This is a genomic window from Candidatus Marsarchaeota archaeon (genome assembly GCA_023485295.1).
Classification (GTDB): Archaea; Micrarchaeota; Micrarchaeia; order Micrarchaeales; family Micrarchaeaceae; genus Micrarchaeum_A.
The window spans coordinates 103179-121232 of the sequence record JAMCZQ010000007.1; the positions used below are offsets into that span (position 1 = coordinate 103179).

Below are 18054 nucleotides of genomic sequence, written 5' to 3' on the forward strand. Positions count from 1 at the left end.
TTGGCAAAAGAAAAAAAACCAAAAAAGATAAGGATAAGGCTTGTAAAGCTCAGGTCGGAGCTTGACTTGGGCAGGCTGGGATGCAGCTTTTCCCAAGAGCAAAAATACATGTTCGCAGCTGTGAAAAACGGCGCAAAAATACTTTTCATAGCAGGGGAGAATATCGCCGAAACAAGGCTGGCATATTATGTCGAAACAGAAAGGCTGGACAGCTACGCAGTATATTCCACAAGCTCAGGCACAGAGTCATTTAGGATTTCAGGGCTCATAAGCGAGCAGGCGCATCCTAGCGTTTGCAGGTTTCCCATAATGCAGATAGATTATAATGCATTCATTGAAAAAGAACTGAAACCTGGCGATATATACTACGTCCGTGCTGAGGACTACAGGGACATAATCCGCATAGTGGTGAGCAACAGCCTGAATTCCGAATCGCTAGGAATGGTCTATTCTTTCGTGAAGGGCGACAAGGTAATCATCGGCTCGTTAGAGATAATAGCCGACGACAAAAAGGTCTTCGTTTACGCATATGCAGACATAGAGCCCGGGCATGCGTTCTTCAGCTACGATTACTCGAACGGAAGCATAAATGCCACTGACGCGTTTTCGGAGAATTCTTATATATATGTGCGCATAATTAACCTTGCCGAAGGGTTCCCACTTTTCAAATAGATAAAAATGCCCGAGTAGCTCAATGGTAGAGCGACTGGCTGTTAACCAGTAGGTTGCAGGTCCGATTCCCGCCTCGGGCGATTTTATTCAACGAATTTGCTAAATTGCCCTGATGGCAAGTAAAAACAAATAAGAGAACCGATGTGGAGCAGCAGTGACCACGGGCGTCTGTAGCATAACAGCTATTGGAAAAATATGTAGTGAGATATTTCAGGGCTGTGTCGATACGGCTTATTTGCCGGCGTAATGCCGAACGCCATCCAATGATTCTCGCTTCATGAGCACGAAAGTTAAAACGCTTATGTATTAAATCTGGAGCCGTAGAGCGATTCGGAGACGTTTCCAAATATCAGCGCGTATGTCCTATTCGCAGGATCTACAAAACTGCCAGATTTTGAGAAGTCATAGCTACATCTGCTATTGAACGTGCATCCAAAAACTGCAAAGAATGCAGGTGGCCTTGCGGCTGCCGTCCATCCTGCATGGTACCAAATCGCAGCATTATAAACAATGCCATTATAAGCAGTGTACGAGACCTGTTTGCTCTTTTCCACAACGCCGGAATCGTAATACTGCTCTGTCATGAGGCCTGTGAATTCGCCGGACTTGTCAGACGTTCCGTTATTAATGCCGTTTCTGTACGGCCCGCCTACAAAATAGGTTGCGTTATAAGCTGGGTAGCTTATGCTCTTTTCGAAACTTGTATTCCAGTCATACACCGACATCACTACGTTGCCGCCTGAAAAATACATCTTAAGCAATACTATATTGCCGCTTGAAATGTTTATGCTGTTCAGTACTACTCCGTTTGGATTCATCGAGCTTGCATTGGGATAAAATACTTCTGACATGATCTTAAAGCCATTGCCGTGAGAATTGGCGTGCAAGGGCCAATTGTAGCTGATGCCAAACTGGTACCAATACCCAGTATTGGAAAGTCCATTCAAAAGATATCCCTGCCCTATTCCATAAATGTTGCTCTGGTTCAGCGGTGTAACATTGTATTCCAATGCACTAAGATTTCCGGCTAGGGTCAAGCCCTGCTGCGTGTCAAACCTTGGCAAATCGTGGTCCACTGCAAGCCTGCCCCCAACAAGCAGCATGACTAATATTGCCGCAATGCCTGTAAGCAGAATGATGGTTGATGCTCTTGCATTCGCTACAGGCTTCAAGTTCCTTGCTGCTTTCATGCAATTACACTTACAGTTACATAAACATATTAGTAATTTAAAAACGATGACACATCAGTGCAATGCCTTGGTAGACATGCTTCCATCAGAACCTAGCTATTAATCGCCTTTGCCTGCAGGCTTCTGTACATCTTGTATATGTGCCTTGCCTCTCCGAGCAGCATCCCTGCACTGAATGCTAGAAGAAAGTCTACAATCATGTACCAGAAATATGTGCTGGCTGGATTTGCATATATGGAAAAATCTACAACGGCATTTGCAGCAGGCAGAGGAAATGCTATCTCTATAAGCAAGCGCAATATGAAGGCGCCAATCCATATGAAGAACACCTCATTGGAACCTTTGGAGCGTATAATGCCGTCCTTTTCGAACACCTTTGATTTAGAACCGAAAAATGTGCCGACAAAATAACCAATTATTCCGAAAAGCAATGCAATGAGCAGAACATATGCGTTTGGAGTTATGGCAAGCAAAAGCAGCGTCAGTGCTGCATATAGCACTGGCCTAGTGAATATTCTTCTAGTGTCGGCTTTCCTGCCATGTATCTGGCTGCGCGTGCGCAGCACAACGAACAGCAGTATTATGATTATTACATAAACGTACTCATATTCGCTTGTCATGCATAGACCGTCAGTGAACTACCTGCCCTTACGGACGGGGCTTCTGCCACGCCCATTAGTTTGGGACTTCCCGCTCGCAGAGTTAAAATTGCTTGAAGTTATGGTGCACAATGCTTTACTGCCAATTGCAATTTGAAGCAGATGCACAATGCCATAGCGTGAGCTTAGACTGATTTGGAAGTGCAACAATTTATTGTTTGCTGTTGCAATCAGGCAACGTGTTCCAAAATACGCAATCCTTTTGTAATTCCTCTGCCTGCCCTTTCAAAAAAGCCAAATTTATACTTTACTACATGCTTAACGCTAGCCATATTATATTGCTTTTGGCATAGGCTTAAAAATCTGAACGTCGTAAAGAACTTGACCAGAAAAGGTGTGTTTATGGGTGCCCAAAAGAATATGACTAAAGCGCATGTTAAAGCAAATATTGCAAAGCCTTTGTCAAACGAAGACATAAAGGAGCTCAGCCTGAAAGAGGCCTTGGAGGTTATAGAGCGCAAGAATACAAAATTCGTTTGGCTTGGCGTCGAGCCTGTAGACGTAATAAGCAAGGCAATAGAGATACCCGAAAACAAGGTACTTGCCATAACGCCTGAAGAGCTTATTTATTACGATGAGGACAAACTAAAGAGCCTAAAGGATCATGTTTTTGCAGGATACCACGACAGCACCTCAAAATTTGTGTTAAAATTCATTAAGAGCAAGTGCGGTACAGACGCCTTTTCATTAAAAGGCGGTGTCAATTCTATACTGGGAGACATACTCTGATTGGGGCACGTCCCTGGTTTATTACACAGCGCAACAGCAGCTGCATTGAATTATTGCATAACTGCCCTATGGCAGGTTAGAAATAAGTTAGGTTGGTACTGGAAATCTCTTTTATCTTTAATTGCTTCTCCGTATGCTACTACCAAATTGCTTACCTATCTTTTTTGACAAGTCTGAACTCGTAGTCCCTAATCAGCATCTGGGCCGTTTCAAACTTGTCTTCTACGTCTTTAGCAAGTTCTTTGTGCTTTCCTGCGTCGAGCTTTTCAGCCAGCTTTCTGTGATGTTCTATTAATGCATCTATTCTCTCCAGATAGGTCATGCTACCACGCACATACTTTTCAGCAATAAAATAAAAGGCTAACGCCTATGCTAAAGCGTTAAACCAGCATTGGCAGATTACAACGATGATGAAACCACGGCTGAGCCCCATAAGCCAGTCGGTTACTGCAGTTTTGTTAATGCTATCAAGCTTCCTCGAAAACCTAAATTGGGCCCGCGGAGAGTCGAACTCCGGTCTCAAGCGTGTAAGGCTCGCATCTTAACCGCTGGACTACGGGCCCGTAGTCATTTGCTGTACCTTTTGCAAAAGCGATTTATCTTATTCATTGCATAGTCTAATATATTTTTTGGAGGAAGCGCCACAACGCGAACATGCGAGTCGGCGCCAAAACCGGATCCCCTGCTTAGCATTACATGCTCCTCTTCCAGCAGCTTCCCTACGAATTCCCTATCGTCCTTTATCTTCAATGATTTGAAATCGATCCTTGGCAGTATGTAGAATGCACCTTTGGGCCTCACAACATGCACAAAGTCGTTTTCCTCAAGTATGTCAACCGCTGAATTTACGCGCTTTTCTATTTCTTTTACCATGGCCTTTATTTCACGATTGTGCATTTTTGAATTGTTCATTGCAGCTGCAAATGCGTACTGCGCAGGCGTGTTCACGCAAAGCCTTACGCTTGCAAGATCTGCCATCTTGCCTTTTATGGCGGATGACTTTTTGTCGTCTTCTGGAATAACTGCGTAACCAAGCCTGAACCCTGTGGCGTCGAAATCTTTTGACGCGCCGTTAAGTATCATGTGCGGTACTCCCCTTGCAAGCTGCGAGATGCTGGTAAATTTTGCATTATTGTAATATATCTCATCGTATATCTCATCGCTTATCAGGAATATACCATAGTCGTTTGCAATATCTACGATCCCTTCAAGGACCTTTTTTGAAAGCACAGTTCCGGTAGGGTTGTTGGGGTTTGTTATAAGCATGTATTTCAGCCTGCCTATCCTTCCCCTTCTTTTCAGCCCATCCAGTGCAGCCTTCACAGTGTCAAGATTCAGGTCCCATCCGTTATTCTCGTCATAATAATCGAAGACAGGGATTCCTCCATTCAGCCTTAGCTGTGTAACATATTGGTTGTAATAAGGTCTGAATATGAATGCACTCTCCCCTGGATTTATCAATGCGGTATTCACGAAAGCCAGTGCTTCAGTCACGCCGGCCGTAACTATGATATCATTCTCCTTTAAATCTACATTGTACTTTGTCTTATACCTGCGCACTATCGCTTCTATAAGCGGCCTTATGCCCTGGGCCCTGCTGTACATTGTCTTCGATTCCTTCAGCGCCCTTATATAAGCGTCTATCATGTATTTAGGCGTTGGAAAATATACTGGAGGATCGCCCCTGTTGATCTCTATCACCTTGTGGCCTTCGGCCTCTATCTTTTCAGCAATAGGTGCTTCTTCAAGTATCGAGTTCTGCGCCCATGAACTCCTTTTCGACAGTATATTGTCCATTTTTACACCCATCTGTAAATATTATATACAAAGCAAAATCTAATATTGCATTCATTATTGCATGTGTGCATGGTGCGCTTCATGCCCCTTCTTTTCGACTAGTTTCGCGTCTTCTATTACATACTCGCCTGTCATACCATTCCAGACTGCGTGGGCTTTTGTTATCTCAATGCTCTTTGCAAACATTGGTGCGTCAAGCACGAACGACTCGGCTTCGCCTCCCTCGAATGCCACATTTATCCGATACTTCTTGTTTAGCTGCAGCAGCCTGTCTATGATCCTTGCATCTATAACCTTTCCGAGAAAGGACTGATCGAACCCTTCGGCCGCTACCTTGGTTATTATTGCAGTCATTGTTGACGCTACCTCGGTGATTTCCTCCACCGGATCTGCGCCCCAGAGAGGCGCTATGTGTATTATGCCAAGCTTTTTGCACAGTGCATCCACCCTTGCCTTCTGGTAAGTGCTCGCTATCGCCCCAGTTACAAGTGTTTTTACTCCGTTCTCTTCGAGTGCTCTTTCAAGGTCTTCGAGCTCCTTCTCCTTTTTGCCCTCAGTAAACCATACAATGTGCTTTATTCCGAGGGCTTCTGCTTGCATTGAGGTGAATGCTATATTGGGCTTGTGGAACATGTAACTGTCTGGGTTGCCGCTATGCATTGTTATGAGCAAATCTGGTTTACTGCCTTCACGGCTTGCCTTATGCAGTGCGAGCGTTGAATCCTTACCGCCGCTAAACAATGCTGCAATCATTCCATCGCCTTCAATGTGCTTGACGGGCATATGTCATTCAAAACGCATTCGGCGCATCTCTTGTCCCTTGCCCTGCAGACATCCCTGCCAAGCGCAATGAATAGGTGCGTGATATCGCCCCAATCGTCCCTCTTCGCGATTTGCATAAGCTCATCCTCTATCTTAACTGCGCTTTTAGTATTGACCAGCCCAAGCCTGTTTGCAACAGTAATGCAATGCGTGTCTATTGCAATTCCAGAATTCTTACCAAAGCCGTTGTACAGCACAACGTTCGCCGTTTTCCTGCCAACGCCGGGCAAGGATGTCAGGCCGTCAATGCTTGATGGCACGCTGCCGCCGAACCTTTCAGCTATGATCCTCGCAGTCTTTATTATGTTTTTAGACTTGTTCCTGTACAATCCAAGCGAGCGCGTGTATCTGTAAAGCTCTGCAGGCCTGAGCTTTGCAAACGCGTAAGGCGTCTTGTACGCTTTGAACAGCTTGGAGGTCACCACATTCACCTGCTTGTCCTGCGATTGTGCTGACAGCATTGTGGCTATAAGCAGCTCCCAGCTATTTGCAAACGAGAGCGTACTGTGCATTTCCCCCTTGTACCTGAGCTTCAGCCTGCGCAGCGCCTCTCTCAGGAATTCCTTCTTATCCTTGTATTCTTTCATTCGCGTACGCCTAAAATCTAATGCATTCATATAGTTTGATAATCGCCTAAGATTTTTAGCTATTGCTTTTGAAGGATAAATAGACTGCGCTGGTGCGGTGAATGATAAACAAGAAAATTGCATCGATGCTTGCTGAAATAGCCGACATGCTTAGCATAGAGGAAAAGCCTACAACAAGGTTCGAAGTGCGGGCATACCAAAATGCATCAATGGTAATAGGTTCGCTTGAGGAGGACCTCGGTGACCTGTACAAAAGGGCTGGGCTGAAAGGGCTTATGGACATAAGGGGCATAGGCAAGGGCATCGCATCCAGCATAGAGGAATATATAAAGACCGGCCGCATGTCGAAGTATGAAACACTTAAAAAAAGGTTTCCAATAGACTTCGCCGGGCTTACGAAGATCGAGGGCCTTGGAGCAAAACGCATTATAACGCTGTACCGGAAGCTTGGCGTCAAGAACATCGATGACCTTAAGAAAGCCATAAATTCGCACAAGGTGGCTGAGCTCGAAGGCTTCGGCGAGAAGAGCGAAGAGATGCTTAAGAACGGCATAGAAATGCTTGAAAAATCAAAGGGCAGGCTTCTCTTGGGCGAGGCTCTGCCTGCAGCAGAAGCAATAGTAAGCGCGCTTCTGGGCTCTGGGCTTGTAGGAAAAGCAGTCATTTGCGGATCAACCAGGCGCATGAAGGAGACCGTAGGCGACATAGACGTACTTGCAATATCAGACAAGCCGCAGCAAGTAATGGACATGTTCACGTCAATGAAAGAAGTGGAAAGCGTAGTAGTCAAAGGCCCTACCAAGACGACTGTCTGGCTTGACATAGGCACGACATGCGACCTGCGCGTAATAGCGCCTGAGAGCTTTGGCGCTGCAGTGCAGTACTTTACCGGCAGCAAGGAGCACAACGTCGAAGTAAGGAAGATAGCGATATCAAAGGGGTTCAAGCTTAACGAGTACGGGCTGTATGACGCAAAGGGCGGCGTGATCTCTGCAATAGACGAGCGCGATATCTACGCAAGGCTCGGGATGGACTGGATGGAGCCTGAAATGCGCGAGAACCGTGGCGAAATAGAGCTTGCAAAGGAGCACAGGCTTCCGAAGCTTGTGGCGCTTGCAGACTTGCATGGGGACCTGCATGCGCACACTAAAGAGACTGACGGAACCAACACACTGGAGGAAATGGTCAATGCAGCAATTGCAAAGGGTTTCGAATACGTGAATATAAGCAACCATACCAAAAGCCTAAGGGTTGCGCACGGGCTTGATGACAAGGGCTTCGAGCAGCTCTTCAAGCGGATCGATGACCTGAACAGCAGCCTTGACGGGAAGATACGCATATTCAAGGGTGCAGAAGTCGACATATTGAAGAGCGGCGCCCTGGACCTTAAACCAGAAACTCTCAAAAAGATGGACTGCGTGGTAGCGGCAGTGCACTCTAACTTCAACATGAGCCAGAAGGAGATGACAGGAAGGATTGTAAAGGCCCTTGACAGCGGCATGGTCCACATACTGGCGCATCCTACAGGCAGGATAATAAACGAGCGCGAGCCTTACGATGTCGATCTTCGCGCCGTGGCAGAAAGCGCAGAGCGCAACAATGTTGCCCTAGAGATAAACTCGTTTCCAAGCAGGCTGGATTTGAACGACAGCAGCATATTTGCCATAAAAGGATACAAGCTCAAGTTTGCAATAGACTCCGATGCGCACAACATATCGCATTTCGATTACCTGCGCTATGGCGTAGGCATGGCACGCCGCGGCTGGCTAGGAAAAAGCGACATTCTCAACACCATGAGCCTCAAAGCGATAGAGAAGGCTTTGGAAGCAGTGTCATAGGTACTGCGTGAGGTTGAACTGCTTCTGGTCGCGGACCGCGCCTATATTCCCAAACACAGATTCTATTTCTTCCTTGAGCAGTATTATTCTTTGCTTGATATAGGGCTCCAGCTCATACCTGTCAGCCAGGTCCATTGCAGTGCTCAGGTATTTCTCTATGCTCCCTTTTGATATGGTAAGCAGGAGCTTGCCCCCGCATTTTGTGCACTTGCCCTTGATTGGGACCCTCCTGTACTTCGCATTGCAGGAAACGCATCTGAAGCCTTGCCTTGAGTATGAATGCAGGTTGCCCATAAGGTCAGGTATAAAATGGCTTAATATGAGCCTTCTGGCGGTGTCCCTCTTGTCTATGCTGTAAAGCTTGTCCATAAGGCTGAACTGCACATCGATCTTTTCAACCATGCTCTTAAGGGTAGTATAGCTGCTGCGCTTCGGTGCATCCACCAGCGCCTCTGCGCTTGCAAGGTGCGTGAAATTTATGCCTTTGTAAGCGGAATCTTTTCCCAGCCTGTCAGCCACAACCTCCACCTTGACTTCTCCTGGAGCAGGGTAAGAAAACGTCTTGTCATAGAAATCAAGGCCGTACCTTTCCACGACCTCCATCGAATGCACTTCGTCGTCCACCTCCTCAGGCTTGACGTTGACAGTGAGTATGAGCGGCGCATCCATCGTTCCTCCCACAGTAGTTGGCATATAGCGCTTCGAGAAATTTATCAGCGCATCTACAAGCAGCATTGTGGTGTCTTCGTCCCCGTCGCAGTTGCGCCTCCTTGCAGATACCAGGTAAGGATGCGCAAAGCCAACGCTTGCGTCTGTAAAGCCTATGATCCTTGCCAGCACCCCTGCCGAAGTGTGCGGTGAAAGAGTTATTACATACTGCCCAACCAGGTCGCCCATATTCTTGGCATTGTAAAACGGTTCAAGTCCATAGAATTTTTCCAGCAGCTGGTCTATGAAATTCGCCACCTTCAGGAAATACTCGCCGCCCCGCCTGTTCAGAATCACGTCCTGGTGCATGAGCTCTACGAGCTGCGATTTGTCTTCAAGCTTCATGCCAGAATAATCCTCTGTATAGCCCAGTGAGCGAAGCGTTTCGACGTCAGTGCCTATCTCTTCTGGGTAAAAGTGGGTTATGGGCACATCGGTTGCATCGAATCTAGACGTGCCGTCCTTGAATATGTAGACGCCGTTGATGCTCCTGAGTATCCCTTTTTCAAGCGGCTCGGAAAGCTTATCGAAATTCGACAGGCCCTTGACGCCCTTGACCAGTTTTGGCAGTGTTGCGATTCCAAGCCTGGCAACAGCCTTGTTGACCTCAGCTACGATGTCTATGTCCTTGAGCTCGCTGCCGGACATGTCTCCGCCGCACTTTTCGCATTTTGTCCATGGGCCGAAAGCGCCGCAAATCTTGCATTTCCTTACGACCTCAGCCCTTGCCTTGTGCTCCTCGCAATAAAAGGAATTTATGTATTCCCCGCCCTTTGAGCACCGGTGCCTTGCCATCTCTACTTTTATTGTAGGGTTGCCGAATTTTTTGCTCTGTATTGCGTAGGCCTTTGAGATGCTTCTCTCCTTGCCGCCGTACTCTCCTATTGGGTAGAGTATGTTTGGCGCAGGCTTCATGAGGCGCTCCTTGGCCTTTTCCGGCCTTCCCATCCTGCTCCCGATTTTAGTGGACCTTTTCATGACCTTAAAGCTGGATACGCTGTTTATTATCTCAATAGGCTGCATTTCTGCATTCTCTTCAGGCATGCGAACAGCGCTCGCATCCCTAAGCAAACCATTCCTCTCCATGCCAAAAGCGGCAAGCAGGCTTTGCGCAGTCTCGCCCTCTATGTCTATGCTTTCCATGTGGTCAAAATGGGGTATGCACGCCCTTTCAAGCAGCTCTCGCGACTTCTGTACAGCGCCGCCGTCGATTGTTATGCGCTTCACAGAGAACAGAGATGCATCTGCATGGTCTATCTTTGCATTCACTACTGCATCCATCAAATGCACCAAGTCCTGAGCGCTTAGATCTGCATAATCATAAATGAACTTTGGATGCATAGGCACATTGAATTTTTCAGACAGGCCGTAAGCATCTTTGAAGCTAAGCTCCTTTGGCTCCTCTTTTGTGTAGCCTGCTGCCTTGAGCTGCTCGAACCAGTACTCCTCTACGTAGCTGGTCGGAAGCAGCGGCGTATTCGTCTTCTTGAAATCTCCATATGTTATCAGTATGTCTCCCACAGAAAGTATCTTCTTTACCATCGGCTCCAGCTCAACCGCTTCTCTTGCGTCGTTTATCCTGAATGCCCTGCCATCAGCAAGCTTGACAAAGGGTCCCTCTATCGAGTCGACAGGCACAGCTACGCAGCCCTTGCCTGGCTTTTCGACTTTAAGCTGTGTGCCTATGGCTATGAACTTGTCAAGAAGCTGCATCGTCGCAGGGCTGAAGCCTTTCGCAGCGATGCCGCTAAATCTCGACCTTCCGTATCTGAGCCTGAACGCGCCAGCATGTTCAGGATAAGCGAATATCGGCCTACCAGCCACAAGCTCCTGCAAAAATACTGCATCCTTCTTTTCTGTTTTCTGCTGCGTGCCCTGCGCCTTTTCCACCTTTATGATCTGGTTAAGCCATGACCAGTCCAGGCCTACGTTTTTGGTATACTTCAGCACGTTCTTTGCTTTCTGGGCTATGCCCTCGCAGCTGACCAGGCAGACGCCGCTCCTTATCTTGTTGGATATGTACTGCTGCTTGCCGCCTGCATCCAACCTTGTCACATTCCTGTGTATGCTTATTTCCAGCTGCTCAGATGCAAGCCCGTCTATGCACACCGGGCAGTTTTCGAAGATTATCCTTATATCCTCTTCAGGCGGCAGGTATTGGAGGCGCGCTACCCTGGAGTTATAGATCTGAATCTCCTCCAGGTACCTATCTATCTCCTGCTTTGTCGCCTTGTATTCGCCTATTCCAAGCATTTTTCTGCCATAATCAGCCAGTGCTACCGAGAGCGCTGCAGCAGTGCCTCCGGCGCCCCTTATCGGCCCTGCATAAAGTATGGCTGCATAATCCGTGCCGTCGCTGTTCTTGTGCAGCTCAATGCCCTGCATTCCCTCCGTCGGAGCCACAAGTATGCCTTCCGTCAATATGGCCAGCCCTACCCTCACCGCAGTCGTCAGCCTCTCTTTCGTCGGTGCATCAAACTTGTCGCTTGTGCATAGCTCCTTCACAATCTCGAAAGCGAGCTCCTGCCTGGTCCTGCCATCCGAATGCTGCTTTATTATGTCAGCAAGGCCCTTTATCCCCATTATTCCCTCAACCCTTGAAGCAAGGTCCGGGGCAGGGGTTATTTCGACGTGCTCCTCCGGATCGAAGCCTTTTTGCCTTGCCTTTGTCGCTACGTCGAAAGCCTTGTCGAAATTTGTTTTCAGTTCGCTGAAATATTCATCGATATCCATGCAATCACTGCTGCCCGAAGTCTATCGACCTTACGGAATTATCTGCAGACATATATACCGGCATTATGCACGGGGTCGGTATATGGCCCTGCCTGATCTGGAAATCAGTCCTGCCCTGCCAAGTGCCGCTGTTTATAATCTTAACTCCGTGGTATTCGCTCAGCCCGTTTTTATGTATGTGGCCCATGTGCAGTATGTCTGGAACCACATCAATGACAAGATTGTCTGGCTTTGAAGGCACTATGATGTTGCCTCCGTATATGGGCGATAAGTGCCTCCTCTTCAGCAATTCCACCATGGCTTTCTCTGGCTTCGCATAGCTGTTGTTCGGCACTGCGCTTATTATCGAATCCAAAGAGGTGCCGTGATAGCCTAGGACTTCTATTCCATGCACGTTTATGTATGCTGGGTTCGAGACTATGTGCACATTGTCCTTCTTGAAGTCGCCTATCAGCTCTTCCGGAAGCGGAGGCTGGGGCTCAGCCCTCTGCACAGCATCGTGGTTCCCTGGCATTATGAATATGTGGATGTAATCCGGCACAGCGTCCAGAAAATCGAATAGCATCTTGTACTGCGTATACATGTCAAGCACTGCAAGGTCTCTGTCCTGGTTGGGGTAAATTCCTATGCCATCGGCATCGTCACCGCTTATTATAAGGTATTTTATGCTTCCTGCTATCTTGCGCTGGCTGGAATCGCAATCGCCGTTCAGCCACTTTATCATCTTGGTAAAGCTCTTTTCCATGAAAAGCTTGCTTCCAACATGTATGTCTGAAAGGAATGCTATCCCTACATCCTGCTCTGGTTCCTTTCTTTTCTTCAGAGGCACATCCGGCCACACTATCTCGTTGGCTATTACGAAAGGCCCTGATATCTTGCCTCTAACAGCAAGCACCTCGTCGTTCACTATCGAGCCTGCATTCGAGTAAAGCTCCTGCGCCTCCTTCGAAGTGCCATTCATGAATATGACTTTTGCGAAATCCTCCTCGTCCTCCAACTCCATGAGTATGTTGTTGTTTTTTGTGATAACCTTTCTTGTAACTATGCCAATTATGTATACGTCCCTGCCGCTGGCATAGCTTTGCAGGTAGCCAAGGTTCTGCAGCGGCTGCCCGGAAGAAGTGTGCTGCACCAGCATGGCCCGCATCTTTTCAAGCCTGTCCCTGAAATAGGATACAAAGCCCTCGACGCTGCCGCTTGTCCTCTCTGCAGTCCTGTTCCTAATCTTGTATATCGCATCTATCTCAGCAGCTTCTGGCTTATATTCCGCAGACCTGCTTATTTCTATCTTTATCGGCTGCTTCTGCGCAGAGATCCTCTCTATTATGGCTGAGAGCTCGTCCTTGGTAACTATGTGCAATGCTTCGCTGGACCTGCTGCCTTCTATGAGCTCATATGCAAGAATGCTTGGGTCTACGCCCTTAAGCACGGTTTCATCTATGTCGCCAGCCAGGAGCATGCCTGCTTTTGACAGGGCGTAAGTAAGGTCCTTTAGCGGGCCGCTTATTACTTCGGTCTTTTCACCCATAACCACAATTCATTATTCCTTTATAGATTCCAAAGTGCTTAACACACTCCATATTATTGTCCTTGCCTGCGGCGGCAGGTTTATGTCGTTGCTAACCGCATCTAGATTGTATATCGCTGACGATGCCCTTACGCTGTACTCCCCCTGCTCATTCAGCTTAGCCTTAGCTTCGCTGATTGCAGTCCTTACGTTCTTGGGTACGCTTGTATCGTTTATCAGCATGTCCATTTGCGCGTTTGCCTGCTTTATCAATTCAGCTACCTCGTCTTTTTTTGGCATTTTATCACCTATAATAAGCACAGCAATAATACTTTACGTGAAACTTATGGCATAAAAGCTATTTATAGGTTGAGCTTATGGCTTCCTGCGTGGAAACACGAACCGCCAACGCATAAATACTTTACCAGGCATAAAAAATATGCTAAAAGAAAAATTGCCTAATTCTGAATCAAATGCATACGCCCCACAGCCTGCTCCCGTATACGTGCACATAGGGCACAAAAAATATCTGAATGCTTCGCTGGAAACTAAAAACCCCAGAGAAGATTCTGTAAAATACGCACTGCTTGCTTTAGGCATAGCCACATACTATGAATATGCGCGCTATCCATTGAGCAACGGCCGCGCCTATTATCCTGATTTCATAACGTCAATAGGCGTTAACGGCAGGCAAGTCGTCCTCGAGCCCCATTCAACAATACGCATTGACTATATGGAAAAGCTGAAGGAATTCGTAGACAAATACAATTTTTACCTGATACTGATATCAAACAAGCCTTATAGCGCCCTTGCAATCGATGACTCAGACGCGGCAAAACTGATCGACGAGTATTGGTTTATAAACGGATTCAAGAATGACGAGGACCATGTCAAGGAGAATTCGGAAAAAATAAGGAAAAGGCTGAGCAAGCTCCTAAGAAGGCCGGAAGCCGAAATAATCAAAGGGTGAACACACGCAATAATCGATATGCGGATTAAGCAAAGGTTGGTATTTTGTACGTTATTTCTTTGCTTCCAGCAGCTATATGTTAAAGCGCAAAACATAACTGTACAGGGATTTCGTAAATTTATTGCAGATTTCCTTTGAGCTTTTCAAATTCCGCGCTAAGTTCCGAAACTGCCTCCTTGATCTGATCAGTGCTTCTGTGCAAGGCTCTATCGGCAGGGTTGCTGTGGAAATTGTCGCTCTTGCCTGGCAAAATATGCACATGGTAATGCGGGACTGTCCTTCCTGCGCTTGCACCCACACGCTCTATCTTGGAATAGCCGTCAAGCCCGTGCTTTTTGTAGAACCTAGCCACGAGCGATTCCGCCCTTTGCATATCCTTTAATTCTGCTTCCGTAAGCTCTGTAAAATCCTCCCTGTGCTCTATGGGCATCAGAAGGAAATGGAAATCATGGTCTGCATCTTTCGATGCAACTATCCTAATTGTGCCAACTTTCGTTATAGTAGAGACGCCTATGATTTTCTCATCGTCAAATATGTCTGCCATAGCCTTGCCCTGTTGCTTTGTTTTTTCTACCATTAACACACCCAAGCATACAGCATAATTTTATTGCAACAATAATCTAAAAATATGCCGCATGCAGCCTAAACAGCAAAGGACAAGCAAGATGCGAGGCAGTCAGGCTCTTGGCATTGCAGGATTCGCCTCGGTCGGGATTCGAACCCGAGTCGCAACCGTGACAGGGTCGTATGCTAACCACTACACCACCGAGGCACACGGCACGCAGAATTATTCTGAAACCATTCTATAAATACCTTTTCGTATAAGCCAAGCCTACTTGTTCATAAGGCCCAATATACCGCCTATGACTCCCAGGACAAGCCCTATTATCAGGCCAGCGTTTGCGAATATGCTAAGCAATGCAAAGATTATCGCGATTATGGAAAAGGTCTTCATGCTGCTCCTTGACTTGGGCCTGTATACCATATAGCTGCTTATAAGCAGCAGCACGCCGCACAGCACGCCGAAGCCTATAAGCCCGTACACAGTGTCGGTGTAAACCCCGGAATTTATTTCGGAGCGTATCACGCCTATCTGCGTGGCGTTCAGCTTGACTGAAGAGTTGGTTGTGAGATTCGCTATTATCGCATTTGCCGAAACAGGCCTTAGGGCAACAGAATACAGCAGAGCCCCTCCTATGATGAATATGCCTGAGATAAGCATCAGTATAAAAGGCAATGTATGCTTGCCCTGCTGGCTTGCCGCTTCTGCAAAAATCTGCTTTTTTTCAGCCATTGCAACACCTTATAATCCCGTTGGAGCGAGTCGAACGCTCAACCTGCCGGTATCTTCTTGAGAAGAATCAAACTACAGCCGGCCGCTCTGCCATTGAGCTACAACGGGCTACAACCAGAAATTACGATGTTAATAATTAATAAAGTTGCTTATAAGCTTATTATGGCAAAATGCCATAAAGCTGATGGAAATAATGAAGAACCCAATAGAATCCCTGTCGGAATATATCTTTGGCAAAACAATAGCTTCCGTGCGCAACAAGGCAGGCGCGCAAATACGCATAGTAAAGCGCGGCCCGTACAGGGAGCTGTTGTTCAACGGCACGGTCTTTTCTAGGATTACAGAGGGGAAGCTGCTGACCGGAAGCTACTGGGACTATTTCCTGCCCCTGCCTGCGCTTGCAAAACATCCGACGATACTTGTGATAGGCTTAGGCGGCGGCACGATACCCTATCAGATAGAAAGCACTTACGCGGATGCCAGCGTAGAGGTTGCAGAGCTTGACGAAAGCATAGCATCGCTGTGCCGCAAATTCCTTGGCAGGGACCTCAAATCAAAGGTAGTCATAGCCGATGGGATAGACTACATGCGCAGCTTTTCGTCAAAATACGATTTGATAATAGCAGACGCCTACATAGACTACAACATGCCTGATGAATTTTTTTCTGACGAATTCGTAGATTCTGCATACAAAGCGTTGAAGGTCCGCGGCATACTCGCAATGAATTACACGCTCACATCATACGGAATTGCGCAGTCAAAGCAATTCGTAGAAAAGCTCAAGGCCAAGTTTGAAACATACATGCTTGCCAGCCCGCTTTCCTCAGGCAACCGCATAGTCGTGTGCACAAAAGGCTATACAAAGGATGAAATAGCAGGCTCCGCGGCTTCGATGCTTCTTGCCGAGGAGCATACGTACATAACGAAAGCCTACAGGGAGATGCAGCAGCTCTGACATGAACTAATTTAGCTTTTTTCAAAGAAAGCATCATTGCATAAACCAAGGTTTGAATGCGGCAAGTTTTTTGCATCTGCAAAGTGCTGGAATGGCAATAATAAGATTATACAACACAATGTCACGCAGCGTCGAAGACTTCAAGCCGATCAAGAGCCCGCAGGTCGGCATATACGCCTGCGGCCCGACAGTATATTTCTATGCCCACATAGGCAATCTAAGGGCATACGTATGCGAGGATGTACTGGTGCGGCTGCTTAAACACGAGGGCTACGTTGTAAAGCATGTCATGAACCTCACGGACGTAGGCCATCTTGTAAGCGACGCAGACGTTGGCGAAGACAAGCTGCGCAAGGAAGCCGCAAGCGAGCACAAGAGCATGCAGGACATTGCCGCTTTTTACACAGATGCATTCATCAAAGACATAAAAAGGCTGAACATACTGCAGCCTGACGTGCTGGCTAAGGCATCCGACCACATAGGCGAGATGCTGTCCATGATACAGACGCTTGACGGAAAGGGCTATCTTTACAAGCTTGAAGGCCAGAGCAGCGGCATGTACTACGACACGTCGAAATTCAAGGACTATGGCGCGCTGATGGGTAGAAGCTTCGCGCAGCTCAACGATAGCCAGCTTGCCGGTGCAAGAGTGGAGAGGCCTGAAGGACTGAAGCACATTACCGACTTCGCGGTCTGGCGCTTTGCCGCACCTGAAATAAAGGAGATGGTTTGGGACTCGCAGTACGGCAGGGGCTTTCCTGGCTGGCATATCGAATGCAGCGCCATGAGCATGAAGTACCTGGGGAACCATTTCGACATACACTGCGGCGGAATAGACCACATACCGATACACCATACCAATGAGATAGCGCAGTCCGAGGCGGTCACAGGAGAAAAGTTCGTAAACTACTGGTTCCACGTCGATTTCCTAATCGTGAACGGAGAAAAGATGGCCAAGTCCAAGGGCAACATCTACAGGCTTGACGACCTGCTGGGCAAGGGCTACATGGCACTTGCATACAGGTACCTGCTTTTAACCGCAAGTTACAGGAGCCAGATAAATTTCACGTTCCAAGCTCTCGACTCTGCGCAGAATACCCTGGCAGGCATCTACGCCTTCATGCAGAGGCTTGCCAAGGTTTCTACAAAGCAGACCACAAATGACAAGGCAGTCATAGAGCTCGCCGAAAAGGCCAGGGTTGATTTCTTCTCAAAGCTGTGCAACGACTTGAATACTCCTGAAGCGCTTTCGGTAATGCACGACCTTGTGTCTAAAACAACACAGCTCCTGGAGTCAAACAGCATAGGCGTAGACGCAGCCATGGCTGTAGCAAATGTCATGTCCGACTTCGACAAGGTGCTTGCTCTTGATATCGAAGCGTATTCAAAGGGCCTTGAGCTGCCAAAGCAGGCAGAGGAGCTGATCAAGCAGCGCGAGGACGCAAGGGCCGCAAAGGACTATGCCAAATCCGACGCGATAAGAAAAGAGCTCGAGGAGAAGTACGGGGTAATTGTGGAGGATACGAAATCCGGCCCTGCATGGCACTTCAAGAGCATAAAGCCGGAAGGCGCAGAATGAGCATTGCAGGCAAT

General features: G+C 47.5%; 17 protein-coding genes and 4 tRNA genes. 7 read left to right on the top strand and 14 right to left on the bottom strand.

From position 1 onward, the window contains the following. Together M1125_04375 and M1125_04380 are read left to right on the top strand one after the other, a co-directional pair. Positions 1-672: a hypothetical protein gene (locus M1125_04375; GenBank protein ID MCL5405041.1), complete on the top strand. Its 672-nt coding sequence runs from the start codon at positions 1-3 to the stop codon at positions 670-672. An 8-nt stretch (positions 673-680) separates the two neighbouring features. Further along, positions 681-752, top strand: a tRNA-Asn gene (locus M1125_04380). A gap of 219 nt (positions 753-971) precedes the next feature. Here M1125_04380 and M1125_04385 read toward each other — a convergent pair. Next, positions 972-1862 (bottom strand): hypothetical protein, encoded by an 891-nt coding sequence (locus M1125_04385; GenBank protein MCL5405042.1) that lies wholly within the window; start codon positions 1860-1862, stop codon positions 972-974. A 92-nt stretch (positions 1863-1954) separates the two neighbouring features. Next, positions 1955-2482 (bottom strand): hypothetical protein, encoded by a 528-nt coding sequence (locus M1125_04390; GenBank protein MCL5405043.1) that lies wholly within the window; start codon positions 2480-2482, stop codon positions 1955-1957. Between the two features lie 381 nt (positions 2483-2863). Here M1125_04390 and M1125_04395 point away from each other — a divergent pair, with 381 nt between their 5' ends. Then, a complete protein-coding gene (locus M1125_04395; GenBank protein ID MCL5405044.1) occupies positions 2864-3250 on the top strand; it encodes a hypothetical protein in 387 nt (128 codons plus the stop codon). Positions 3251-3401: 151 nt separating this feature from the next. Here M1125_04395 and M1125_04400 read toward each other — a convergent pair whose 3' ends face one another. From M1125_04400 to M1125_04420, 5 genes are all read right to left on the bottom strand, one after another. Next, positions 3402-3572 (bottom strand): hypothetical protein, encoded by a 171-nt coding sequence (locus tag M1125_04400; protein ID MCL5405045.1) that lies wholly within the window; start codon positions 3570-3572, stop codon positions 3402-3404. Positions 3573-3741: 169 nt separating this feature from the next. Further along, positions 3742-3813: transfer RNA gene (locus tag M1125_04405), tRNA-Val, on the bottom strand. A 4-nt stretch (positions 3814-3817) separates the two neighbouring features. Continuing rightward, complete coding sequence (locus M1125_04410; GenBank protein ID MCL5405046.1) at positions 3818-5047, bottom strand: aminotransferase class I/II-fold pyridoxal phosphate-dependent enzyme; 1230 nt, start codon at positions 5045-5047, stop codon at positions 3818-3820. Between the two features lie 54 nt (positions 5048-5101). Then, positions 5102-5800, bottom strand: a complete 699-nt coding sequence (locus M1125_04415; GenBank protein ID MCL5405047.1) for a TIGR00289 family protein — start codon at positions 5798-5800, stop codon at positions 5102-5104. Continuing rightward, complete coding sequence (locus tag M1125_04420) at positions 5797-6456, bottom strand: endonuclease III (GenBank protein MCL5405048.1); 660 nt, start codon at positions 6454-6456, stop codon at positions 5797-5799. The genes M1125_04415 and M1125_04420 overlap by 4 nt, the downstream gene beginning before the upstream one ends. A 101-nt stretch (positions 6457-6557) precedes the next feature. On the opposite strand from M1125_04420, the gene polX reads away from it, so the two are divergent. After that, positions 6558-8294 (top strand): DNA polymerase/3'-5' exonuclease PolX, encoded by a 1737-nt coding sequence (polX, locus tag M1125_04425; protein ID MCL5405049.1) that lies wholly within the window; start codon positions 6558-6560, stop codon positions 8292-8294. Here the strand turns inward: polX and M1125_04430 are convergent. The 3 genes from M1125_04430 to M1125_04440 are packed head-to-tail and all read right to left on the bottom strand — an operon-like array spanning position 8289 to position 13542. Beyond that, positions 8289-11735 (bottom strand): DNA polymerase II large subunit, encoded by a 3447-nt coding sequence (locus M1125_04430; protein ID MCL5405050.1) that lies wholly within the window; start codon positions 11733-11735, stop codon positions 8289-8291. The two genes, polX and M1125_04430, sit on opposite strands and share 6 nt — an antisense overlap. Positions 11736-11739: 4 nt before the next feature. After that, complete coding sequence (locus tag M1125_04435; GenBank protein MCL5405051.1) at positions 11740-13263, bottom strand: DNA-directed DNA polymerase II small subunit; 1524 nt, start codon at positions 13261-13263, stop codon at positions 11740-11742. Between the two features lie 12 nt (positions 13264-13275). Then, positions 13276-13542, bottom strand: a complete 267-nt coding sequence (locus M1125_04440; GenBank protein MCL5405052.1) for a UPF0147 family protein — start codon at positions 13540-13542, stop codon at positions 13276-13278. Between the two features lie 154 nt (positions 13543-13696). On the opposite strand from M1125_04440, the gene M1125_04445 reads away from it, so the two are divergent. Continuing rightward, positions 13697-14212, top strand: coding sequence for a hypothetical protein (locus M1125_04445; protein MCL5405053.1), 516 nt, complete (start codon positions 13697-13699; stop codon positions 14210-14212). A 118-nt stretch (positions 14213-14330) separates the two neighbouring features. Here the strand turns inward: M1125_04445 and M1125_04450 are convergent, their stop codons facing one another. The 4 genes from M1125_04450 to M1125_04465 all read right to left on the bottom strand — a co-directional run bounded on the left by M1125_04450 (position 14331) and on the right by M1125_04465 (position 15614). After that, positions 14331-14789, bottom strand: coding sequence for an HIT family protein (locus M1125_04450; protein MCL5405054.1), 459 nt, complete (start codon positions 14787-14789; stop codon positions 14331-14333). Positions 14790-14912: 123 nt separating this feature from the next. Continuing rightward, positions 14913-14984, bottom strand: a tRNA-Asp gene (locus M1125_04455). 60 nt (positions 14985-15044) lie between these two features. Beyond that, positions 15045-15506, bottom strand: a complete 462-nt coding sequence (locus M1125_04460; GenBank protein ID MCL5405055.1) for a hypothetical protein — start codon at positions 15504-15506, stop codon at positions 15045-15047. Positions 15507-15521: 15 nt separating this feature from the next. After that, positions 15522-15614 (bottom strand) — tRNA-Tyr (locus M1125_04465). An 85-nt stretch (positions 15615-15699) separates the two neighbouring features. On the opposite strand from M1125_04465, the gene M1125_04470 reads away from it, so the two are divergent. Then, a complete protein-coding gene (locus tag M1125_04470) occupies positions 15700-16461 on the top strand; it encodes a fused MFS/spermidine synthase (GenBank protein ID MCL5405056.1) in 762 nt (253 codons plus the stop codon). A 91-nt stretch (positions 16462-16552) separates the two neighbouring features. Then, positions 16553-18040: a cysteine--tRNA ligase gene (cysS, locus tag M1125_04475; GenBank protein ID MCL5405057.1), complete on the top strand. Its 1488-nt coding sequence runs from the start codon at positions 16553-16555 to the stop codon at positions 18038-18040. Positions 18041-18054: the final 14 nt, after the last annotated feature.